Source organism: Streptomyces sp. NPDC023838, assembly GCF_040639555.1.
Classification (GTDB): Bacteria; Actinomycetota; Actinomycetes; order Streptomycetales; family Streptomycetaceae; genus Streptomyces.
Genome location: NZ_JBFAAD010000029.1, coordinates 1 through 17,740 on the forward strand (window position 1 = coordinate 1; position 17,740 = coordinate 17,740).

The following is a 17,740-nucleotide window of genomic DNA, read 5'->3' on the forward strand; positions in this document are numbered from 1 at the left end:
CGGCTCAGCCGTCCCGCGGGCAGAACACCTCCACCCGCTGCACCAGGTTGTTGGCGAAGCCGCCCCGGTTCCAGGGCTGGGAGGGCGACGGGCGGTTCGGCTCTGTCCGGGAGGTTCGGCCGGTCAGATCCCCCCGCCGGCCTGGCGGCGGCGCCGTGCCACGTACACGGCACCGCCGATGGCGGCGAGCCCCGCCAGGGACCCGCCGACGGCCATCTCGGTCTGGGTCGGCCCCGCGGAGCCCCCGAGCCCGCCCATCGCGCCCCGGCTGGGCAGCACGGTGAAGCTGCGCGTCTCCGTTCTGGGGTTGTCGTTGCAGCGGACCGACAGGTTGTACGTCCCCGGGGTGATGTGGTCGTGGATTCTGGCGGTCGCGAATCCGGTGTCCCCACCCGAGAGGGAGGTGGGGGAAAAGGCGTTGGATGTCACGATGCCGCCGTGGCCGCAGCCGTTGGCCGTAATCGTCAGCGTGGCGCCCGGGTGCACCGCGCTCGGGTTGACGGTCACATTGGTCGGGCCGAAGTTGGCGGCGGCGAGCGGGGCCGAGAGCCCCACCGCCGCGAAGGCGGCCACGGCCACCGGGAGAGCGCGTGCAGCACGCATGGTTGAACCTCCGAGGGAGGGCGCCCCAAAGCCGTGCTCCGGGAAATTCGACGAGTACGCCTCCCATGACGAACCCTCACCGGACGATCTCCACCTCGCATGTCGCGCTGGTCCACCCTGGTGAGCCGACACGCCGATGGGCGGACCGCCGATCTGACGGACCCGCAGGTCACAGACCGTCAGAACTTTTATCGGACCATGACACGAATGGGTCACCCCGGATGCCACCCGGTGCGGACCGCCACCCCGGCCGCGATCGCGGCCACCACCCGTTCGCACCTCCCTGATCGCCGGAGTGCGATCAGGCCCTTACCGTGCCTACAAGGTGGCACGGAGGGCTTTGGAGGGAGCGAGATGGGGCAGGAAGAGGGCGGCTCGGAGCGTCGGAGGCGGTCGCCGTGGGGGGCGCTGGCCCTGGTGATGCTCACCGGTCTGGCTCTGATGCGGAACGGCGCCGACGTCACGATGGGCCCCCCGCAGCCCGCGGCGGCCGCCGCGCTGACGGGCCGGCCGGAGGTGTTCGTCCCCGCCACGTCCCTCGCCCCGGTCGAGCCCCTGCCGTACGCGCCGGCCTCCCGGGTGAAGATCGACGCGATCAGGGTCGACGCCCCGGTCATCGAGGTCGGCATCGACCAGGACGGCTGGGTGCAGGCACCGCCGCCGAACGACCCCAACCTGGCGGGCTGGTACCAGAACGCGATCGCCCCCGGCCAGCGCGGCACCGCCGTCATGGTCGGCCACGTCGACACCCTGCGGGGCCCCGCCGTCTTCTACGGCCTGGGCTCGCTCAAGAAGGGCAACCACGTCGAGGTGACCCGCTACGACGGGCACGTGGCCGTCTTCGAGGTGTACGGCGTCGAGGTCTACGACAAGAACAACTTCCCGGGCGCCCGGGTGTACGGGGACACCGGGCACCCGGAGCTACGGGTGATCACCTGCGGCGGCGGCTTCACCCGGGCCAAGGGCTACGACGGCAACGTGGTCGTCTTCGCCCGCATGGTGGCCACCCGCTGAACCGGCCCCGCCTCAGCGGCGCTTGGGCGGCACCCGCAGGTGGTAGCCCGAGGTGAGCAGCCGGGGCAGATAGGTGCGCAGCGCCGCCACGCTCTGCGAGCGGTCGCCGCCGGCGTCGTGCGAGAGCACCACGACACCCGGGGCGGCGCCTTCCCGCACCCGGCGCACGATCGTGTCGGTGCCGGGTGTCGTCCAGTCGAGGGTGTCGAGGGTCCAGCCCATCGGCTCCATGCCGAGTTCGGCGCCGATCTGGAACGAGTTGCGGTTCCAGGCGCCGTAGGGGGCGCGGAACCACTGCGGCCGCTCGCCCAGCGCCTCCTCGATCACCTCGCTGGTACGGGTCATCTCGTCGCGTACCGCCTCCCGCGCCATCTTGATGAGCAGCGGGTGGGTCCAGGAGTGGTTGCCGATCACATGCCCCTCGTCGCGCATCTCGCGCAGCAGGTCGCGGTTGTCGGTGGCCATCTCGCCGCAGACGAAGAACATCGCGCGCACGTCGTGCTCGCGCAGGGTCCGCAGGATCTCCGGCGTGTAGCGCGGGTCGGGGCCGTCGTCGAAGGTCAGCACCATGGTGCGGGGGCCGAGTGCGGGCATGCTCAGGAACGGCCGGCGCCGCACCGGCGGCAGCGCGGTGCGGTACTGCGGCGGGGCCTCGGCGGTCATCGGCTCCAGCCGGTACGCGGTGGACTTGAGCCGGGGCACGGCGGGCTGCGGGCCCGCGGCGGGCCCGGCGTCCGCCCCGGCGGCCCCGCTCTCGGGCGCGCCGGTGTCCTCGGCGGTCAGCATCCGCAGGGCGGCGGCGGCTCCCAGACAGGCGCCGACGCGCAGGAGCGTGCGCCGCCCGGGGAGCATCTCATCCTTTTTCATGACCCATGGCTCGCACGGCGCGTGCCCCGGACGGCAGAAGCGCACCGCCCGAGCGGTCGAAAACACCCGTTGGGGCGTACCCGGTCCCGCTGTGCTGACGCCGGTCAGTGGCGGCGCACCAGCGGGAACGGCAGCGTCTCACGGATCGTCAGCCCGGTGAGGAACATGACGAGCCGGTCGACGCCGATGCCGAGCCCGCCGGTGGGCGGCATGGCGTACTCGAGCGCGTCCAGGAACTCCTCGTCCAGTTCCATCGCCTCCGGGTCGCCGCCCGCCGCGAGCAGCGACTGCTCGGTGAGCCGCCGCCGCTGCTCCACCGGGTCGGTCAACTCCGAGTAGGCGGTGCCCAGTTCGGTGCCGAACGCCACCAGATCCCAGCGCTCGGCCAGGCGGGGGTCACGGCGGTGCTGGCGGGTGAGCGGCGAGACGTCGGTCGGGAAGTCCTTGTAGAAGGTGGGCAGCTGGGTCTTCTCCTCGACCAGCCGTTCGTACATCTCCAGGGCCACATCGCCCCGGGTGTTCTCGGGCGTGTGCGGGATCCCGGCCCGGTCGCACAGCCGGCGCAGCTCCCGCTCGTCGGTGTCGGCGCCGACCTCCTCGCCCAGTGCCTCGGAGAGCGCCCCGTACAGCGTCCTGACCGGCCAGGGGCCGGAGATGTCGTGCTCCACGAGCCGCCCGTCGGGCCCGGCCTTGTGCGCCACCGGCGAGCCGAACGCGGCGGTCGCCGCGCCCTGGATGAGCTCGCGGGTCAGATCGAGCATCACGTCGTAGTCGGCGAAGGCCTGGTAGGCCTCCAGCATCGTGAACTCGGGGTTGTGCTTGTACGAGACGCCCTCGTTGCGGAAGGTGCGGCCCATCTCGAAGACCTTCTCGACCCCGCCGACGCACAGCCGCTTCAGATACAGCTCGGGGGCGATCCGCAGATACAGGTCCAGGTCGTAGGCGTTGATGTGGGTGGTGAAGGGGCGGGCGTTGGCGCCGCCGTGGATCTGCTGGAGCATCGGCGTCTCGACCTCCAGATAGCCGCGCTCCAGCAGGCCCTGGCGCAGCGCCTGGACCGCGGTGGAGCGGGCCCGTACGACGTCGCGGGCCTCGGGCCGGGCCACCAGGTCGAGGTAGCGGCGGCGCACCCGGGCCTCGGGGTCGGCCAGGCCCAGCCGTTTGTCGGGCAGCGGGCGCAGACACTTTCCGGTCATCTGCCAGCCGGTGACGAAGAGCGAGTACTCGCCCTTGGCCGTGGTGCCGGTGGTGCCCGTGGCGGTGATGTGGTCGCCGAGGTCGACGTCGCGGGTGAAGTGGTCGAGGACCTCCGCGCCCGTGCCGTCCCGGGTGAGCGCCAGCTGGAGGTCGCCCGACCAGTCGCGCAGCACGGCGAAGACCACCCCGCCGAAGTCCCGTACGGCCATCACGCGCCCGGCCACCGTGGCGGCCGTTCCCGCCCCAGCCGTGCGCAGCTCGGCCAGGGTGTGCGTACGCGGCGGGATGACCACCGGATACGGTTCGGTGCCCTCGGCGCGCAGCCGCTCCAGCTTGCGGTGACGCACCCGCACCTGCTCGGGCAGCTGCCGCTCCCCCGCCGCCTCGGCGCCCGGCGCGGAGAGCCCGAGCGCCTCGATGGACGGCAGGTGCGCGGTGGTGACCGGGCTGGTGACGCCCCGAGGGTGCCCCTTGCCCCACAGCTTGCGCAGACTGGGTACGGAGACGAAGCCCTCGGCGATGCCGGAGGCGAGGCCGACACGGGCGAGCGAGCCCGCGTCGCCGTAGCAGAGGAAGCGCGGGAACCACTGCGGCTGGTACTTCACGTTCGACCGGTACAGCGCCTCCAGCTGCCACCACTTGGAGAAGAACAGCAGCAGCCTGCGCCACAGCCGCAGCACCGGGCCCGCGCCGATCCGGGCGCCCTCCTCGAAGGCCGAGCGGAACACGGCGAAGTTGAGCGAGATCCGCCGTACGCCCAGCTTCGGCGCGTTCGCGCACAGCTCGGCCACCATGAACTCCATGACGCCGTTGGGCGCGCTGCGGTCGCGCCGCATCAGGTCGAGCGAGATGCCGTCCGGGCCCCACGGCACGAACGAGAGCAGCGCGATGAGCTTGCCGTCGGCGTCGAAGGCCTCCACCAGCAGGCAGTCGCCGTCGGCCGGGTCGCCGAGGCGGTCGAGCGCCATGGAGAAGCCGCGTTCGGTCTCGGTGTCGCGCCAGGCGTCGGCCCGGTCGACGATCTGGCCCATCTCCTCGTCGGTGAGCGCCGAGTGGCGGCGGATGCGGGTGGTGGCGCCGGTGCGGGCGACGCGGCGGACAGCCTGCCGGGTGACCCGCATCTCACGCCCGTCCAGGTCGAACCGGGCCACGTGCAGGATCGCCTCGTCGCCCAGTTGCATGGCGCCCAGACCGTGCCGGGCGTAGACGGTGGCGCCCTCCTCGGAGGCGCCCATCACGGCGGGCGCCCAGGCGTACTTCCTGGCCACGTCCAGCCAGGCGGCGATGGCGGGCCCCCACGCCCCGGGGTCGCCCACCGGGTCGCCGCTGGCCAGCGCGACCCCGGCCTCCACCCGGTAGGTGACGGCCGCCTTGCCGCTCGGCGAGAACACGACCGCCTTGTCGCGGCGCGTGGCGAAGTAGCCGAGCGAGTCGTCCCGGCCGTAGGCGCGCAGCAGGGCGCGGATGCGCGGCTCCTCGTCGCCGTGCAGCGCGGCCTCCATGCGCTGCGAGCGGAAGAGCGTGGTGGCGGCGCTGAGCAGGGCGATCGCGCCGAACAGGCCGAGGAAGAAGTAGAGCGGGCGGGGCGGGCGGCCGTCGAACTGGCCGTTGGAGGCGAGTCCGCCGAGCACCCGGTTGGTGGCCCACAGCAGCCGCTGGCCGCGCGGCAGCGTACCGGGGAAGATCTCCACGAGAGCCCAGCCCGCCAGGACGCCCGCGGCGAGCCCGAGCACCAGGACGAGCAGCGCCCGGTGGACGGCGCCGCGCCGGGTCTCGGCGTAGAACTCGCCGCGCGCCAGGATCAGTACGACCAGCGCGGCCCCGCACACGATGCCGTTGGCGGCCCACATCCACTCGGCGACGGCGACGAGCAGCACATCGGCGAGGAAGAGCAGCCCGAGGTAGCCGACCACCAGCCACCAGGCGACCTTCTTGCGGGCGCCGATGGCGGCGGCGAGCAGCAGCAGGAAGACGGCGTAGGCGAGGTTGGCGCTGACGGGGACGGTGACCCGGTCGAGGAACCAGGAGACGGGCTGCAGCAGCCGGCGCACGGCGGGCACCAGGGCGATGACCCCGCAGTACAGCCCGAGCCCGGCGAAGAACATCGCGAAGGCCTCCGGCACCCGGTTCAGGAACCGGGACCGCGCGGGCGTCCGGGCCCGTGCCGTTATGGGCGTCTCCTCGCTGACACTCATGCCTTGCACTCTAGGGAGCGCCAGGCAGCGCCGCCTGTCGGGCGAGGTCCGCCGCGTTAGCCTCGGACGTGTGACAACAGCATTCGAACGCGGTACGGACGGCCCCAAGGTCATCGTCGTCGGGGTGGACGGCTCGGACTCCTCGCTGCGCGCGGCGGCGTACGCGAGCGGCCTGGCCCGGCGCCAGAACGCGCTGCTCGCGGTGGTCTACGTCCAGCCCGTGGTGCCGGCGGGCGCCGCGATGGGGGCGCCGGTCGCCGACACCACCGGGGAGATCGCCGAGGAGCTCGCCGAGGAGATCCGCGCGGCGGCGGAACGGGTGAGGGACCTCTGGACCGTGCGCTGGGAGTTCCACACCCTGCGCGGCGACGCGTACGGGGGTCTGGTGACGGCCGCCGACGAGCTCAAGGCGGACGCGGTGGTGGTGGGCGCGTCGGAGTCGGCGGGCCACCGGATCGTCGGGTCGGTGGCGGTGCGTCTGGTGAAGGCGGGGCGGTGGCCGGTGACGGTGGTGCCGTAGGGGGTCGGTTCCCCACCCCGCCCCTTCCCTGAAGCCCTCTGGCGGGCGGCCGGGTCTCCGTTCACCTGCGGACCGTCTGTGGCTGGTCGCGCGGTTCCCCGCGCCCCTGGAAATGCCGCTGCGCGGCATCCCCCTGGGCGCCCCGCGGGGGCGCATCCCAGGGGCGCGGGGAACCGCGCGAGCAACCCAGCACGGTCCGCGGACAAACAGGGGTCCGGGGCGCAGCCCCCGGGAAACGGCCTACCGCTCCGCCATCCGCAGCCCGTCCCGCGCCGCCCCCCGCCCCAGCACCGCCTCCCGAATCTCCGCCTCCGCCGCGCGGTAGTCCTCCCGGTCCGGGGAGGCGCGCAGGGCCTCGGGGAGGCTGACGACGCGGCCGCGGTCCGCGTCGACCCACTGAGGAATGAACTCCGCCTTGGTGACCTCCCAGCGCGCCCCGGCCCGCGCGGGCGGCGCGAAGGTGAAGCGGGCGATGGAGCTCATGTTGCCGCGAGGGTCGCGCGCGCCGCTGTTGTTGAACATCTCCCCGGCGATCTGGTCGCCCTCGCCGTAGACGATCCAGGTGCCGTTGACCTTCTCGTACGCCTGCGGGATGTGCGCGTGCGTGCCCAGGATCAGGTCGATGTCCGGGCGGCCGCCGGTGCGCGAGGCGGTGAGCGCCTTGCCCAGCTTGAGCTGCTGCTCGTCGGGCTCGGTCTGCCACTCGGTGCCCCAGTGGAGGCTGACCACGACCACGTCGGCCCCCGCCCTGCGGGCCGCGCGCGCGTCCGCGAGGATCTTGTGCTCGTCGATGAGGTGGACGGCCCAGGGCTGGCCGTCGGGCATCGGATAGCCGTTGGTGTCGTACGTGTACGCCAGCTGGGCCACCTTGGCGCCGCCCGCCTCCAGCAGGGCCGGGGTCGCGGACTCGGTGGCCGTGCGGCCCGAACCGGTGTGTTTGAGGCCCGCCTTGTCGAAGGCCCGCAGGGTCCGGGCGATCCCGTCGGCCCCGTCGTCCAGGCTGTGGTTGGACGCGGTCGAGCAGGAGTCGTACCCGGTGTCCTTGAGGGCGGCGGCCACCTGGGGCGGCGACTTGAACGCCGGATAGCCCGTGAAGGGCCCGCCGTCCGGCCCGTACACCGTCTCCATGTGACAGATCGCCAGGTCCGCCCGGGAGATGACCGGCTTGACCCCGGCGAGCATCGGCCGGAAGTCGTAGCTCTCCCGCCCAGGCGCGTCGGAGGCGGCGCGCTCGATGGTCGAGGAGTGCGGCAGTACGTCACCGGTCGCGACCAGCGTGAAGGGGCGCGGACCCGCCGTCGCCGACCCGCCGGCCGACGAGGGCGTGCCGGGACGCTCGGAGTCCTGGTGGTGCGGCAGGCGCGCGGGGGCGGGGTGCTCCGCCGCACACCCGGCGGTCGCGGCGAGGACGAGGGCCGCGACGGCCGCCGTCCGCCGGCTCGTTGTGCTGGTCATGGCACCGGGCTCCATGAGTCGGGAAAACCTGATGGGTTATCAGATATCCGTATCATGCATATTTCGCCCGGTTCCTGGACCGTTCGCCGCACCATTCGCCGCTCCATTCGACCGTTCGTCGCATGTCGCGGTCCGGCCGCTGTCCCTCCCCGCCCGATTGCGCTCGGATACGGGCTGCGGCCTGCGGACCTCCGGGGAGGGGAGCACCACGTGACCAAGTACACCCGCGAGCCCGATCTCGCGGCGCTCCAGCGCGAGCACGGCCCCGCCCTGATGCACTTCCTGCTCGGCCTCACCTACGGCGACCGCCAGCGCGCCGAGGACCTGCTCCAGGAGACGCTGGTGCGGGCCTGGCAGCACCCGGAGGCGTTCGAGGGCCCGTACGCGTCGATGCGGCCGTGGCTGTTCACCGTCGGGCGGCGCCTGGCGATCGACGCCCGCAGGAACCGGCAGGCGCGGCCGGTCGAGGTGCACGACGCCGTGCTGGACGCGCGCGTGGAGGCGCAGGACGACCACGCCGAGCGGTCGGCGGCGGCGCTCGACGTGCGGGACGCGGTGCGCACCCTGAGCCCGGAGCACCGGGCGGTGCTGGCGCAGATCTACTTCCGGGGCCTGAGCGTGGCCGAGGCGGCCGAGGTCCTGGGGGTGCCGTGCGGCACCGTCAAGTCCCGTTCGTACTATGCTCTGCGGGCCCTGGCGCGGGTCCTGCCGGGCTACTCGTCCGGCGGCCCGTCCGCCAGGTCCTCCTCGGAGAGCAGGGCCAGCATCGAGGGTGCCTCCGCGACCTCCAGGTAGGCCGCGCGGCAGCCGGGACAGGTGCGCAGATGACCGGCGACCCGGCGGTCCTCGTCCGGCGCGAGGGCGCCGAGGACGTACGCGCCGAGCAACTGCCGCACATGCATGAGCACCTCGTGTGGGACGACGGATCCTGCCCTTCTGGCCACGGCGGGCGCGCGCCCCCGGTTCAATGCTCCCTGGAGCTCCCTGGAGCGCCTGGACAGTCGATGAAAGAGGCGAGACGGAATGCGTCCGGAGGGTACGAACGGGACCAGTGGTGGCGAGCTGCTGGTGCCGATGGCATGGATGTACGCGGAGTACATCGCCGACGAATTACTGCGCACCGGCGATCTCATGCCGCCGACGACGCTCGAATTCAGGGCCGGACGCAACGCCTTGGCGTTGACGATCTTCCTGTCGGACGGCGCGGTCGGCGGCGCGCGGGTGGTGGCCCGGCTCGACGAGTGGAGTTCGCTGACCGCGGCCGGCCGGCCGTGGCACAGCTGGGTCCGCGAGCGCTTCCGGGAGCGGGAGGCGGCCGGGTCCGGCCCCGACCTGGCGCTGGCCCGGGACGCGTGGCGGTGGCTGGAGGAGACCGAGCTGCTGGCCGCGGACCTGGACGCGGTGGTGCCGGGCGGAGTCGACCCGCGCGCCGAGGCCGAGGACGAGCCGCGGGTGTGGACCCCGGCATGGGAACTCGGCCTTCCGCTCGGGCATCTGGCGATCCATCTGTTCTGACGCCCGATCAGAAGGTGACCGCGGGCGGATCGTCAGCGACCGCCGCGACGCAGCAGCTGGTCGCGGAGGGTACGCGCATGGCGGCGGCTGACGGGGAGCTCGGCCCCGCCGATGCGGACGGTCATGCTGCCCGCGTCCAGGCGCAGTTCGTCGATCCTGGCGAGCGCCACGAGATGGCTGCGGTGGATGCGTACGAACCCGTGCGCGCGCCAGCGGTCCTCCAGCGTCGACAGCGGCACGCGCACCAGGTGGCTGCCGGAGCCGGTGTGCAGCCGGGCGTAGTCGCCCTGCGCCTCGGCGTACGCGATGTCGGCGACGGCCAGGAACCGGGTGACCCCGCCGAGCTCGACGGGTATGTGGCCCGCCGCGCTCCCCTGGACCTCCAAGAGCGCCGGGGCACGGTCGCCCGTCATCTCGGCCACCCGGCGTACCGCCTCGGCCAGCCGTTCCCTGCGGACGGGCTTGAGGACGTAGTCGACGGCCTTCAGGTCGAACGCCTGGACGGCGAAGCCCTCGTGCGCGGTGACGAAGACGATCAGCGGCGGCCGGGCGAACCCGGCCAGCAGCCGGGCGATGTCGAGCCCGGTGAGCCCGGCCATGTGGATGTCGAGGAAGACGACGTCGACGCCCTGGTCGTCCTCGGGCCCGGCGTCCAGCGCGCCACCGATCAGGCGCAGCGCGTCGGTGGCCCCGGTGGCGCCCTCGGCGCTGCGGATCCGCGGATCGGAGCGCAGGAGGTACAGCAACTCCTCCAGGGCGGGGGCTTCGTCGTCGACGGCCAGTACGCGCAGCATGCGGTCGGATTGTAGGTGCGACGACTCCTTACTGTCCCTTCCCGTGTGACTTGAGTGATTGGGCCGCCGTCTGCGTACCAGACGGCATGAGGCCGCTGGAACTCCACCGGGACGTCGGGGCGTACGCGCTCGGTGTGCTCGGTGTCGCCGACACCTTCCGCTTCGAGGAGCACCTGGCGGGGTGCGCGCACTGCGCGCGCCTGCTGGAGGAGCTCGGGAGCGTGGAGGCGCTGCTCGCCGCGTACGCCCGCTGGACGCCCCCCGGGGTGGACCCGGTCGCCGCGCCGTCCCCCGAACTGCTGCACTCGGCGATAGGCGCGGTGGGGACGCGGCTGCGGGCGCAGCGCCGAAGGCGGCTCGGGCTGCTGGTGGCCGCGGCGGCGCTGGTGGTGGGCGCGCCCTTCGCGGCGCTGACCGTGGCGACGGACCCCGCCGCGCCGGGGTGGACGGCGACCGCGTCGGCGCCCGGGGTGACAGCCACGCTGGCGGCCGCGGCCGCCGGATTCGGCACCGACGTCGGGCTCGATGTGGGCGGGGTGCGCGGTCCGGCGGTGTGCACGCTGGTGGCGGTGGGGCGCGGCGGCGAGGAGAACACGGTGGCGACCTGGGCGGTGCGGGACGGGGCACAGGTGACGATGCGGGGAGCCGCGGCGCTGGCGCCCGCCGACATCTCCCGCTTCGAGGTGCGCACCCAGGACGGGGCCCGGCTCGCGACGCTCACCAGGTCGGGCTGAGCGCGGGGCGGCTGCCGCCTTGCGGGGCGGGCTACTTGAGCAGCTTGGACATCCGGCGGTCGGCGAGGACCTTGCCACCGGTCTGGCAGGTGGCGCAGTACTGGAGCGAGGAGTCCGCGAAGGAGACCTCGCGGACGGTGTCGCCGCAGACCGGGCAGGGCTCGCCGGTCCGGCCGTGCACCCGCATCCCGGTCTTCTTCTCCGCCTTGAGGCTGCCCGCGGCGAGTCCGCGCGAGCGCTCCACCGCGTCGGTGAGGGTGGTGCGCACCGCCTCGTACAGCGTGGTGATCTCCTCGTCGGTGAGCCGGTCCACCGGCTTGAAAGGCGACATCCGCGCCACGTGGAGGATCTCGTCGCTGTAGGCGTTGCCGATCCCGGCGATCAGCGACTGGTCGCGCAGGGCCCCCTTGATCTGGCGCCGCTCCCCCGCGAGCAGCGCGGCCAGTTCCTGGCGCCCGAAGCCGTCGGCCAGCGGGTCGGGGCCGAGCCGGGCCACGCCGGGGACCAGCGCCGGGTCGTGGACGAGGTAGGCGGCGAGACTCTTGCGGGTGCCCGCCTCGGTCAGGTCGAACCCGGCCCCGTCCGCCAGCGCCACCCGCAGCGCCAGCGGGCCCTTGCCGGGGCGCGGCGGCCCGGCGGGCAGGGTGTCGTACCAGCGCAGCCATCCGGCGCGGGCCAGGTGGACGACGAGGTGGAGCCCGTCGGCGTCGAGGTCGAGGAACTTGCCGTACCGCCCGACGGCGGTGACCGTCCGGCCCGCGAGGGCCTCCAGCGGCGGGTCGTACGTCTTGAGGACGCTGATCGCGACGGGCAGCGCCCGCTCGACGCGCCGCCCGACGGCGTGCGCGGTGAGGAAATCGCGGAGCGCTTCCACTTCGGGCAATTCCGGCATACCTCACAGATTAACCGGGCGGAGCTCAGGATTCCGTTCGCGCTCCCGGCCGCCGCCCCCTCACTCGTCGGAGACGGCGCCGCGCTCCGGGACGACGAACTCGCACCACACGCACTTGCCGCTGCCTCTCGACTCCACGCCCCACACGTCCGCGAGCCGGTCCACCAACATCAGGCCGCGCCCCGACACCCCGGAGTCGCCCGCCTCGCGGCGGCGCGGCAGGGCGCTGGAGCGGTCCTCGACCTCGACGCGCAACCGCCGCTCGGGCCCGGCCAGGACCCGTACGGTCACGAGGGCGCCGCCGTCGGTGTGCATCAGCGCGTTGGTGATCAGCTCGTCGGCGGCCAGCTCGATCTCGTCGGCCCGCTCCCGGGCGCCCCACGCCCGCACCGCGGCCCGGATCATATGGCGCGAGGAGCTCAGCGCCTCCGGGTCGTTCTGCGCCACGTGCTGCTGGAGGCGGCCGCCGCTCTGCGGAGCCTCCAGGGCGCGCCGGCGCAGGAGCAGCAGCGCCACGTCGTCGTCGCCCGCCCGGTCGTCGATCACGTCGCACAGCCGGTCGGCGAGCTCCTGGAGGTCGCCGGGCCCCGAGCGCACCAGGGCGGCGAGCAGCTGCATCCCGTCGTCGAGGTCGGCGCCGGGCTGCTCGACCAGGCCGTCGGTGTAGAGCAGCAGGGTCTGGCCGGGGTCCAGCTCGACGGTGGAGACGGGGTATTCGAGCCGTCCGAACTCGGCCGACAGGCCCAGCGGAAGGCCGCCCTCGACGGGCAGTCTGCGGCAGCTGCCGTCGGAGTAGCGCAGCAGCGGGTCGACGTGTCCGGCCCGTACGAGCTGGACGACTCCGGTCGACAGGTCGGCCTCGGCGTAGGTGCAGGTGGCGAAGCGGTCGGTGTCCAGCTCGTGCAGGAAGACCGAGGCGCGGGCCATCACGGTCGCCGGGGTGTGCCCCTCCGCGGCGTACGCGCGCAGCACGATGCGCAGCTGGCCCATCACGGCGGCGGCGTGCGTGTCGTGGCCCTGGACGTCACCGATGACCGCGCCGACGCGGCCGCCGGGCAGCGGGATGACGTCGTACCAGTCGCCGCCGATGTCCCGGCCCAGCCGGGCCGAGCGGTAGCGCACCGCGATCTGGGCGCCGGGCACCTCGGGGATGCGGCGCGGCAGCATGGCCTGCTGGAGTCCCTCGGCGAGGTCGTGCTCCTGCTCGTAGAGGACCGCCCGCTGCAGGCTCTGCGCGATCGAACTGCCCAGCGCCACGAGGAGGTTGCGCTCGTCGGCGGTGAACCCGGTCTTGTCGCTGTAGAGCAGGCCGAGGGCGCCGATCGGGCGGGCCTGGGCGATCAGCGGCAGATAGGCGGCGGCCGTGATGCCGAGGCCGCTGATGTGCGGCCACAGGCGGGGGTAGGAGCGGGCGAAGTCGTCCGCGGTCTGGATGAACCGGGGGGCAAGCGTGCGGACGACCTCGCTCATCGGGTACTGCTCGTCGACCCGGGTCCAGCGGGTGCCCGGCACGAAGCTGTCCTCGGGACCCTCGGCCACCAGATGGATCCGGCCCGCCTCCAGGAGCCCCATCACCAGGCTTGTGGCCCCCAGGTGTTCAAGGCCGTGGGAGCCCTTGAGCACGTCGATGACGTCCTGGACGGTACGGGCGTGCGCCAGGGCCGCCGTGGTGCTGTCCACCACGCTGGTGCTGCGGCGGCTGCCCTCGTCGTCGGCGGCGGGCCGGTCGGAGTACTCGGTGAGCTCCTGGGTGGCGTCCCGGACCACGCCGATGATGCGCTGCGGGCGGCCGGTGGCGTCCCGTCGCACGTACCCCTGGGTGTGCGTCCAGCGGGCGGTGCCGTCGCGCAGCCTCACGCGGAAGTAGGCGCCGTAATGGAGGCTGCCGTTCTTCAGCGCCTGCGAGACCATCGCGTCGAGCCGGGCCGCCTCGGCCGGGGAGACCCGGCTGCCCAACGTCTCGGGCCGGCCGTCGTACTCCTCGGGCACCATGTCGAAGACGGCCAGCGCCGACGGGTCCATGTGCAGCTGCCCGCTGGTGAGGTCCCAGTCGAAGGTGCCCATGCGGTTGAGGGCGAGGCTGAGACCGGGGGCCGCGGGCCACTCGTCCATCGTCACTCCGATCCTCGGTCCGATCGGGGGCGTCCGTCAGGGGAGTCTGGCGTCCAGCGGCGGCTCGGTGTCGAAGTCCGGGATGGCCAACGGCATCTCGGCACCGCCCGACGGCATCTCCCCACCGCCCGAGAGCATCTCGCCACCGCCCGACGGCATCTCCCCACCGCCCGAGAGCATCTCGCCACCGCCCGACGGCATCTCGCCGCCGCTTGACGGCATCCCGCCGCCACCGGCCGACGGCGGGAAGACCGTCGGCGGCTCGGAGGGCAGCGTGGGCAGCGCGGTGGACGGCGTCGGCGGCACGAGCTGCTGGCTCGGCGTGACCGGAATCGACGGGGGCTTCGAGGTCCGCTTGGGGCTGACGGTGATGGTGGCCGTCGGGCAGCCCGAGACCGTGGGCGCGCTCGGCGCGGTCCCGCCGGGCGGGGCCGACAGCGGCGACTGCGTCACGGTGACGGTCGGGGCCGGGCTCGGGCAGAGGGTGCTCGGGGCGGTGGTGGACGTCGACGGCGTGGACTCGCTCGGCGAGACGGCCGGGCTGGACCCGTCCGGGCTCACCGGCGTGCTCGGCGAGTCGGTGACCACCGGCGCCGTCGGGTCGATCTGGATGTCGGGCCGCTCGCGGTCGCGCATGCCGGGGTCGCCGGCCGGCCGCTCGATCCAGGTGTTGTTGATGACGTTCACGATGATCAGGCTGTTGATGACCGTGGTGGTGCGGTTGATGACGACGGTCCGCTGCGGCTGGTAGCCGGGCCAGGACTGGCCACGGGAGGCGGCGCCCTGGGTGGCGACGGGCGGCTGCAGCGGGTTGCCGCAGGCGCAGCGCACGCGGGGGGTGCCGTGGTCGTCGACCATGACGGCGGTGCCGGCCTGGAGCACGGACTGGAAAGCCGTGGCGTGGCCGTCCTTGAAGCCGTGGTTGGTGACCCGGGTGTCGGCCCGCAGCACCACGGGGGTCAGCCCGCGCAGGAACGAGGGGAGGTCGTCCGGGTTGATCCCGGCGGTCTCCGAGAACGCGCGGGCTTTCACCCGGTCGGCGTTCAGGAAGCGGATCTGCTGCTCCACGTCGCAGCTGGCCACCGACTGGGTGCCGCCGTAGAGGCCGGGCGTGGAGCCCGAGACGGAGCGGACGGTCTGCACGCTCGCCGTGGGGCTGCTGGGGGCGCTCGGCGGCGGCTGGGAGGGCGTGAGCGGCTTGGCGGCCTTGGCCGTCGACTCCGTGAAGGGGTCGGGGCCGGACTCCGCGACCGGCTGCAGGAACAGCTCCTTCTGGTCGGAGGCGCTGGTGCCGTTGTTGTCGCCGCCGCAGGCCGCGACGAACACTCCGATGGACATGACGACTGCCGCCAGGGTGAACCGGCGCGGGGTCGGGCGCACGTAGATCTCCCACCTATTCGCCCCAAGTTGTCCCTCATTGTCTGCCGGAGGCCCACCGGTCCCGCAAGCGGACCGCCGCCGTACGAAGACACCGCCGCGCACCCCGGGCACCCCCGGACAGCCGTGTGCCCCCTGCCGGAACAGGGGGCACACGGCGCACGGACTCACTCAGTCAATGCCCGGCAGGATGTGCGGCTCGGCCAGATCGTCCTCGTAGCCGGCCAGCCGGATGGGGGCCGAACGGGCCCAGACCTCAAGGTTGCGGAGCTTTTCGGGCCGGGCCGGCCGGTCGCCGCGTTCCGGCGTCCGCTGTTCGCGTTCTGTCGTCTCTGGTGTCACCGCGCACTCCTCTGTGTCGCGTAACCCTGGGCGTACTGGCGACTCCGGTCTCTTGCCGGTCGCCGACCGCCCAAGGGGGCAGGGGGCAGGGGCAGTTCTGACGCGGTGGCGCCGGCACTCTGTCGGAAGCTCGAGCCAGGTTGCAGGCCGGTCCCGGAACGGGCATCGAGGATGGGTCGATCCTTTGATGGCTTCCGTCGAGGTCAGAGTAACCAAATGAGCGGGCCCCCGCTCGATGGGGCCACTTCCTTTGCGTCAACTTTCCTTCGCCATGCGTTCAGCACCGCGTTCATCCAGCCATGATCTGCCGACCGGCAGCAGCCGCCACCCGGGCAGGAGTTCACACCGCGCCCATCCGAGTGACAAGGAGCTCCAGGTCGCGGGGCTCGTCCACGATCCGGGGCAGCTGCTCCGTCCGGGTGACGACACCGGACACGCGGGCCGCGCGGCGGACGCGGGCGCCGGCAACGGGCACAGACAGCGGGCACAGACAGCGGTGGCCGGACTCCCGCGAGGGGAGCCCGGCCACCGTTCGCTGTCCGGCGCGGTCTACCACTTCCCGGGCGCGTAGTCCTTCATGAAGACGCTGTGCAGGTCCTCGCCCGCCTCGCCGCGCACGATCGGGTCGTATACGCGCGCGGCGCCGTCGACCAGGTCGAGCGGGGCGTGGAAGCCCTCCTCGGCGAGCCGCAGCTTGTCGTGATGCGGGCGCTCGTCGGTGATCCATCCGGTGTCGACCGAGGTCATCAGGATCTTGTCGGTCTCGAACATCTCCTGGCCGCTGGTCCGGGTGACCATGTTCATGGCGGCCTTGGCGGCGTTGGTGTTGGGGTGCCCGGCGCCCTTGTAACCGCGGCTGAAGACGCCCTCCATCGCCGAGACGTTCACCACGTACGCGCGGCCCTTGGGCGCCTTGCGGGCGGCCTCGGCCATCACCGGGCGGAGCATGCTGATCAGGATGAACGGCGCGGTGTAGTTGCAGAGCTGGGTTTCCAGCAGCTCGACCGGGGAGATCTGGTCGATGGACTGCACCCAGGTGTTGGTGTCGACGACGTCCGGGAGCAGGCCGCCCGCGTCGATGGCGGTGCCGTCCTGGTGCCGGGCGATGCTGGCGTTGCCCGCGACCAGCGCGAGGTCCGCGACCCGCTGGGCGTCGAGGCCGGAGGTGCCGAGCGGCAGCGCGGCCAGGCCGTCCACCGCGCCCGAGTTGAAGGCGCCGATGACGTGGTGGGCGGGGAGCTCACCGGCGGGCAGCGGCGCGCTCTCGCCGTCGACCAGGGCGGCGTACGCGGAGGGCAGCCGGCGCACGGTCTGGGTGGCGTTGTTGATCAGGATGTCCAGCGGCCCCTGCTCCGCGGTCTGCTCGGCCAGGGCGACCGCCTGCGCCGGGTCGCGCAGGTCGATGCCGACGACTTCGAGGCGGTGCATCCACTCCGCGGAGTCGTCCATGGCCTTGAAGCGGCGGATGGCGTCCTTGGGGAAGCGCGTGGTGATGGTGGTGTGGGCACCGTCGCGCAGCAGCCGCAGCGCGATGTACATGCCGATCTTCGCCCGGCCGCCGGTGAGCAGCGCGCGCTTGCCGCTGAGGTCGGTGCGGGCCTCCCGGCGGAACCGGTTCTCGGCGGCGCACTTCTGGCAGAGCTGGTGGTAGAAGTAGTCGACCTCGACGTACCGCGTCTTGCAGATGTAGCAGGAGCGCGGGCGCTGGAGTATCCCCGCGATCTCTCCGGTGGGGGTCGCGGACGACGGCAGGATGCCCTCGGTCTCGTCGTCGATGCGCTCGGCGGAGCCGGTGGCGGTGGCCTCGGTGACGGCCCGGTCGTGGGCGGTCTTGGCGGCCCGGCGCTCCTGGCGGCGGCGCTGCTTCACGGTCCGGTAGATGGCGGCGGTGGCGCGGCGCACGGCGATCGCGTCCGGGTGGTCGACCTCGATGGTGTCGAGCTCGTCCAGCACGCTCAGACAGACGGCGAGGCGCTCGGGGTCGATGCCGGGGCCGTACTCCACGTCGGGTTCGCCGGACTCCTGGCCGATGCCGGGACCGTACCCCTGGTCCTGGATGTCCTCTGTCACCGTCATCGCCGTCGCCGTTCCTCGGTCATGTGTGCGGTCTCGCCCGCGCGTGG

16 protein-coding genes and 1 pseudogene are annotated in these 17,740 nt (G+C 73.1%); 6 read left to right on the top strand and 11 right to left on the bottom strand.

Annotated features, from left to right (window positions below; genetic code table 11):
- Positions 1–123: 123 nt before the first annotated feature.
- Positions 124–603 carry a hypothetical protein gene (locus AB0G17_RS28190; protein WP_361388710.1) on the bottom strand — a complete coding sequence of 160 codons (480 nt, stop codon included), beginning with the start codon at positions 601–603 and terminating at the stop codon, positions 124–126.
- A gap of 354 nt (positions 604–957) precedes the next feature.
- Between AB0G17_RS28190 and AB0G17_RS28195 the strand changes: the two genes are divergently transcribed.
- A complete protein-coding gene (locus AB0G17_RS28195; RefSeq protein WP_361388713.1) occupies positions 958–1,617 on the top strand; it encodes a class F sortase in 660 nt (219 codons plus the stop codon).
- A gap of 12 nt (positions 1,618–1,629) precedes the next feature.
- Here AB0G17_RS28195 and AB0G17_RS28200 read toward each other — a convergent pair whose 3' ends face one another.
- Positions 1,630–2,484 (bottom strand): polysaccharide deacetylase family protein, encoded by an 855-nt coding sequence (locus tag AB0G17_RS28200; protein WP_361388716.1) that lies wholly within the window; start codon positions 2,482–2,484, stop codon positions 1,630–1,632.
- A gap of 104 nt (positions 2,485–2,588) precedes the next feature.
- The gene (lysX, locus tag AB0G17_RS28205) at positions 2,589–5,876 is read right to left on the bottom strand and encodes a bifunctional lysylphosphatidylglycerol synthetase/lysine--tRNA ligase LysX (RefSeq protein WP_361388719.1); all 3,288 of its coding nucleotides are present in this window, start codon (positions 5,874–5,876) and stop codon (positions 2,589–2,591) included.
- 70 nt (positions 5,877–5,946) lie between these two features.
- On the opposite strand from lysX, the gene AB0G17_RS28210 reads away from it, so the two are divergent.
- The gene (locus AB0G17_RS28210; protein ID WP_361388722.1) at positions 5,947–6,396 is read left to right on the top strand and encodes a universal stress protein; all 450 of its coding nucleotides are present in this window, start codon (positions 5,947–5,949) and stop codon (positions 6,394–6,396) included.
- Positions 6,397–6,636: 240 nt separating this feature from the next.
- Here AB0G17_RS28210 and AB0G17_RS28215 read toward each other — a convergent pair whose 3' ends face one another.
- Entirely contained in the window at positions 6,637–7,851 is a 1,215-nt protein-coding gene (locus AB0G17_RS28215) for a CapA family protein (protein WP_361388725.1), read from the bottom strand.
- Positions 7,852–8,061: 210 nt separating this feature from the next.
- Here AB0G17_RS28215 and AB0G17_RS28220 point away from each other — a divergent pair, with 210 nt between their 5' ends.
- On the top strand, positions 8,062–8,646 hold the full coding sequence (locus AB0G17_RS28220; protein WP_266985826.1) for a sigma-70 family RNA polymerase sigma factor: 585 nt from the start codon (positions 8,062–8,064) through the stop codon (positions 8,644–8,646).
- Here AB0G17_RS28220 and AB0G17_RS28225 read toward each other — a convergent pair.
- The gene (locus AB0G17_RS28225) at positions 8,565–8,753 is read right to left on the bottom strand and encodes a zf-HC2 domain-containing protein (RefSeq protein WP_361388947.1); all 189 of its coding nucleotides are present in this window, start codon (positions 8,751–8,753) and stop codon (positions 8,565–8,567) included. The genes AB0G17_RS28220 and AB0G17_RS28225 overlap by 82 nt on opposite strands.
- Positions 8,754–8,874: 121 nt before the next feature.
- Here AB0G17_RS28225 and AB0G17_RS28230 point away from each other — a divergent pair, with 121 nt between their 5' ends.
- Complete coding sequence (locus AB0G17_RS28230) at positions 8,875–9,366, top strand: hypothetical protein (protein ID WP_361388728.1); 492 nt, start codon at positions 8,875–8,877, stop codon at positions 9,364–9,366.
- A 32-nt stretch (positions 9,367–9,398) separates the two neighbouring features.
- Here the strand turns inward: AB0G17_RS28230 and AB0G17_RS28235 are convergent, their stop codons facing one another.
- A complete protein-coding gene (locus AB0G17_RS28235; RefSeq protein ID WP_361388731.1) occupies positions 9,399–10,160 on the bottom strand; it encodes a LytTR family DNA-binding domain-containing protein in 762 nt (253 codons plus the stop codon).
- A gap of 86 nt (positions 10,161–10,246) precedes the next feature.
- Here AB0G17_RS28235 and AB0G17_RS28240 point away from each other — a divergent pair, with 86 nt between their 5' ends.
- The gene (locus AB0G17_RS28240; protein WP_361388734.1) at positions 10,247–10,894 is read left to right on the top strand and encodes a zf-HC2 domain-containing protein; all 648 of its coding nucleotides are present in this window, start codon (positions 10,247–10,249) and stop codon (positions 10,892–10,894) included.
- Positions 10,895–10,925: 31 nt separating this feature from the next.
- On the opposite strand, the gene AB0G17_RS28245 is transcribed toward AB0G17_RS28240, so the two are convergent.
- The 4 genes from AB0G17_RS28245 to AB0G17_RS28260 form a co-directional block, all read right to left on the bottom strand.
- The gene (locus tag AB0G17_RS28245; RefSeq protein WP_361388737.1) at positions 10,926–11,786 is read right to left on the bottom strand and encodes a DNA-formamidopyrimidine glycosylase family protein; all 861 of its coding nucleotides are present in this window, start codon (positions 11,784–11,786) and stop codon (positions 10,926–10,928) included.
- 60 nt (positions 11,787–11,846) lie between these two features.
- Positions 11,847–13,898 carry a SpoIIE family protein phosphatase gene (locus AB0G17_RS28250; RefSeq protein ID WP_361388740.1) on the bottom strand — a complete coding sequence of 684 codons (2,052 nt, stop codon included), beginning with the start codon at positions 13,896–13,898 and terminating at the stop codon, positions 11,847–11,849.
- Between the two features lie 36 nt (positions 13,899–13,934).
- Positions 13,935–15,278 (bottom strand): DUF6777 domain-containing protein, encoded by a 1,344-nt coding sequence (locus tag AB0G17_RS28255; RefSeq protein WP_361388743.1) that lies wholly within the window; start codon positions 15,276–15,278, stop codon positions 13,935–13,937.
- Between the two features lie 168 nt (positions 15,279–15,446).
- Positions 15,447–15,617, bottom strand: coding sequence for a hypothetical protein (locus AB0G17_RS28260; RefSeq protein WP_361388746.1), 171 nt, complete (start codon positions 15,615–15,617; stop codon positions 15,447–15,449).
- 346 nt (positions 15,618–15,963) lie between these two features.
- Here AB0G17_RS28260 and AB0G17_RS28265 point away from each other — a divergent pair.
- A pseudogene (locus AB0G17_RS28265) lies at positions 15,964–16,074 on the top strand (metal-dependent phosphohydrolase); the annotation flags it as partial.
- Between the two features lie 92 nt (positions 16,075–16,166).
- On the opposite strand, the gene AB0G17_RS28270 reads toward AB0G17_RS28265, so the two are convergent.
- A complete protein-coding gene (locus tag AB0G17_RS28270) occupies positions 16,167–17,693 on the bottom strand; it encodes an SDR family NAD(P)-dependent oxidoreductase (RefSeq protein ID WP_361388749.1) in 1,527 nt (508 codons plus the stop codon).
- Between the last annotated feature and the right edge of the window lie 47 nt (positions 17,694–17,740).